The sequence below is a fragment of the Candidatus Beckwithbacteria bacterium genome (assembly GCA_012797845.1).
Lineage (GTDB): Bacteria > Patescibacteriota > Microgenomatia > UBA1400 > UBA1449 > JAAZOH01.
Window position 1 is genome coordinate 1 of the sequence record JAAZOH010000009.1, and the last position, 3,783, is coordinate 3,783.

The window sequence follows — 3,783 nt, forward strand, 5'->3', positions numbered from 1 at the left end:
GTTGTTGATATGATCTTTGTAAGCCCTACAATTAAGGTACTTGATCATTATTGTCTGCAAGTTGATATTTCTGATCATTTACCACTAGTGGCCGAACTGGAGATATGAAAAACAAACAAATTATTATTAATAATCTACTGATTAGTTATTTTGAACAAAATGGTTTTAAAAAACCGGTGTTAGTTTTTTTACATGGTTGGCGGAGCAATAAAGAAAATTGGTTGTCGCTTCTTAAAGAGTTGAAAGATTATTCTACTTATGTTTTGGATTTACCTGGTTTTGGAGCTTCACAGACTCAAGGTAAAACTTTTAGCTTAGATGAGTATAGTAAAATAGTTGAACAATTTATTGAAAAACTTAAATTACAAAACGTGATTTTAGTAGGTCATTCTTTTGGAGGAGCTATAGCTACTAAACTAGTTTTAAAATCAAAGCTGATTAGTAAATTGATTCTTATCGACAGCTCTGGCTTAAGAAGCAAAACTGCTAAAAAAACTGTTTTAAAATCAGTTTCAAAACTAGCTAAACCTTTGTTTACGCTACCTTTTATGAAACCGCTGCGCACACAAATATATGAAAAATTAGGTTGGGATGATTATCTGGCTACTCCAAAACTTCGGCAAAGCTATTTAGCTATTATTAAAGAAGATCTGAAACCAATGCTTCAATTAATCAAACAGCCAACTTTGCTTATTTGGGGTGAAAATGATCAGGATACACCTACAACTGATGCTAATATTTTTAGGAAAAGCATAAGTAAAAGTGATCTTAAAATCGTCAAAGATGCAGGTCATTACAGCTTTTTAGACCAACCACAAGTAGTTGCTCAATTTATACAAAATTTTATAGACTAAGATATGGTTTTATATCCCTGGCAATACCTCAAAAAACAGCTTTATTTCCTACAACTGGAGAACTATGACTTGAAACGTTTCTGGAAAGTCCTTAAGCATCAGGATCTGGAAAGTGTTGAGCCTTTTAGGCAAGAACTGGTTTGGACTTGGAAACTTAGAATTGTTTTTAGTCTCAGTTTTATCTTATATCTAGTTTTTATTCTGTTCTCCAGTTGGAACTTATACATACTGACTAATATTACTTTATTGGCAGGTTTATTATTTCTAACGCTTATCTATGTTTTACCAGCTTTATTTGTCTATCTTCTGATTTTAAGCGTGCTCTTGCTAACCCCTTTTGATCAACTAGCTAAATATATCATTATTACCAAAGCCAAGCTAAAATTAAAAAGCTTTGACAAACTTACTATCATTGGTATTACCGGCAGCTATGGAAAAACCACTTTAAAAGAAGTTTTATTTACTATTTTGAGTAATAATTTTAATACCGTGAAAACAGTGGATAATAAAAATACTCCTTTAGGCATTGCTGCTCAAATTCAAAAACAAATTACAAAAAATACCCGAATATTCATCGTTGAAATGGGAGCTTACTATCAAGGAGATATTAGAGCTATTTGTAAATTGACTCCACCCGACATTGCTTTACTAACAGGTATCAATGAAGCTCATTTGGAACGCTTTGGCTCTTTGCAAAAAACCATTGCAACAAAATTTGAGCTGATTGAAACCACTAACCCTGAAGGTATGGTTATCCTCAATGCTGATAACCAACTGGTTAAAGATAATTATCCCGGTTATATTGGTAAACATTCAGTACAATTTTACAGTTTTAAAAATGATCCCTTAGCTACACTGATTATTAAAAATCGCAAATTTTCAGATACTAAGCTTGAGTGGAGTTTTGAGCTATGGCAAGGTAAAAAAAAGATAGGCGCATTTACTACCAAGCTTCTTGGCGAATACAGTCTAGCCACCATTAGCGCTGCAGTTTTAGTTGCTTTAGATTTGGGCATTGAACCTGAAGCAATAGCAAAGTCCATAGCTAAACTCGAACCCATTCCTCATCGATTGCAACCAATTGCTAATCCCAATGGTATTGTCGTGATTGATGATAGCTACAATGGCAATTCTGAGGGCGCAGCTGAAGCCATTAAACTTTTAGCTAAATTTGCTAAACGCCGTAAAATATATATTACTCCTGGCTTAGTGGAAACTGGTGAACAAGCCGAGTCAGTTCATTTTGATATTGGCGCTAAACTAGCTACAACGGCTGATTTAGTAATTTTAGTGAAAAATAGCGTTACGCCTTTTATAGCTAAAGGATTGGAGCAACATGGTTTTAAAAAGAATCAGATTATCTGGTTTGATAGCGCTAGCCAAGCTCATGAAGGCTTGGGTGGCATTTTGAAAAAAGGTGATGTAGTATTGTTTCAAAATGATTGGCCGGATAATTATTATTAATTTAATTACAACAGTATGACTATTGGCGTTTTCTTTGGCGGGCAAAGCCCAGAACATGATATTTCTATTATTACTGGCCAGCTAGTAATTGCTGGGCTTAAAAAACTTGGCCATCAAGTCATATCGGTTTATATCAGCAAACAAGGAGAATGGCTGGTTGATGATAAGTTGGGTAACCTTAAAACCTTTCAAAATCCAGATAAACTAGATAGCAAATTTTTTACTCAATATGCGCCATTTTTTAATCCCACCTCTAAAAAACTGGAGCTTATCAAAAAAGGCATGTTTGGTAAATCAATTACTCTGGACGTAGCTTTTCCCACGTTTCATGGCCAAAATGGTGAAGATGGTACTATTCAAGGTTTGTTTGAACTAGCTAATGTGCCATATGTAGGCTGTGGTGTGACGGCTTCAGCTTTGAGCGTTGATAAAGTTTTAACCAAAAAACTGTACCAGTACCATGGCGTTCCTACCACTAAGTTTATGTATTTTTATCAAACTAACTGGGAGCAAAATCAAAAACAAATTTTGGCTGATTGTAAAAAAAGTCTGAGCTGGCCATTAGTCGTCAAACCGGCACGACTTGGCTCGTCCATTGCAGTTACTAAAGTCGCTACTCAAGATGAGTTAATTCAGGCAATTGAAGTGGCGCTCCACTATGAAACTAAAGTGCTGGTTGAAGAATGTGTAGAAAATTTGATGGATATTACTTGTGCAGTTTTGGGCAATGACAATCCTAAAGCTTCGTTACTGCAAGAATCTTCAATTTCCCAAGATCTTTTAAGTTATGAAGATAAATATTTAAAAGAAGGCGGCACTCAGCTGGGCAAAGCTGCTCTTGGTATTCAAATTCCAGCCAACTTACCAGCCGCTTTAACTAAAGAAATTCAGGAAACAGCCAAATTGATTTATAGTTTGTTTGAATGCGCTGGTACAACCCGTGTCGATTTTTTGTATAATCAAAAAACTAAAAAGTTTTTTGCCAATGAAATTAATACCTTACCTGGTACTTTATACCATCACCTGTGGCAAAGAAGTGGAATAGAGCTAGATGAACTACTGGAAACTTTGATTAAACTAGCTCAGGAAAAACACACTCAGAAACAAGTAACCACAAAAGTTTTTGAATCTTCAGTTTTACAAAAAGCCACCTCAGCCAAATTGCAAATTAAATAGCATTTTAAATCTCAGTCCACACAATTCCATGATTATCACTTAATCTAAGTTCAATCTCTTTAGGCAGGTTTTTAAAATACATTTCAGCTAGATTTTCAAAATCATAATTTTTAACTTCTCTAAATCCAAATTTTTCTAGGAATTTTTTCACTGCATGTTTATCAATTCCCCACAACCAATCTTCATGCAAATTTTTTACAATTTCTTTTTCTTTACTACTATTACCAAGCAATTCTGATTGGTAAACGTAATCAAAAACGACTTGGCTACCAGAAGCAAAAGAAGCTAA

Annotated in this window: 4 protein-coding genes; 3 read left to right on the top strand and 1 reads right to left on the bottom strand. The window is 34.5% G+C overall.

The window, feature by feature from the left end; translation table 11 throughout:
• Nucleotides 1-104 precede the first annotated feature (104 nt).
• Genes GYA49_01400 through GYA49_01410 form a run of 3 tightly spaced genes read left to right on the top strand, consistent with a single transcriptional unit; the run spans nt 105 to nt 3,494 of the window.
• Nucleotides 105-854 (top strand): alpha/beta hydrolase, encoded by a 750-nt coding sequence (locus tag GYA49_01400; GenBank protein NMC35679.1) that lies wholly within the window; start codon nt 105-107, stop codon nt 852-854.
• A 3-nt stretch (nt 855-857) separates the two neighbouring features.
• A complete protein-coding gene (locus tag GYA49_01405; protein ID NMC35680.1) occupies nt 858-2,318 on the top strand; it encodes a UDP-N-acetylmuramoyl-tripeptide--D-alanyl-D-alanine ligase in 1,461 nt (486 codons plus the stop codon).
• Nucleotides 2,319-2,333: 15 nt separating this feature from the next.
• Complete coding sequence (locus GYA49_01410; GenBank protein NMC35681.1) at nt 2,334-3,494, top strand: D-alanine--D-alanine ligase; 1,161 nt, start codon at nt 2,334-2,336, stop codon at nt 3,492-3,494.
• A gap of 4 nt (nt 3,495-3,498) precedes the next feature.
• Here GYA49_01410 and GYA49_01415 read toward each other — a convergent pair.
• On the bottom strand, nt 3,499-3,783 hold a 285-nt coding region (locus GYA49_01415), incomplete at its 5' end, for a hypothetical protein (GenBank protein NMC35682.1).

Coding starts and splice junctions, on each gene's coding strand:
- GYA49_01400 (NMC35679.1), top strand. CDS start 105: ATGAAAAACAAACAAATTATTATTAATAATCTACTGATTAGTTATTTT.
- GYA49_01405 (NMC35680.1), top strand. CDS start 858: ATGGTTTTATATCCCTGGCAATACCTCAAAAAACAGCTTTATTTCCTA.
- GYA49_01410 (NMC35681.1), top strand. CDS start 2,334: ATGACTATTGGCGTTTTCTTTGGCGGGCAAAGCCCAGAACATGATATT.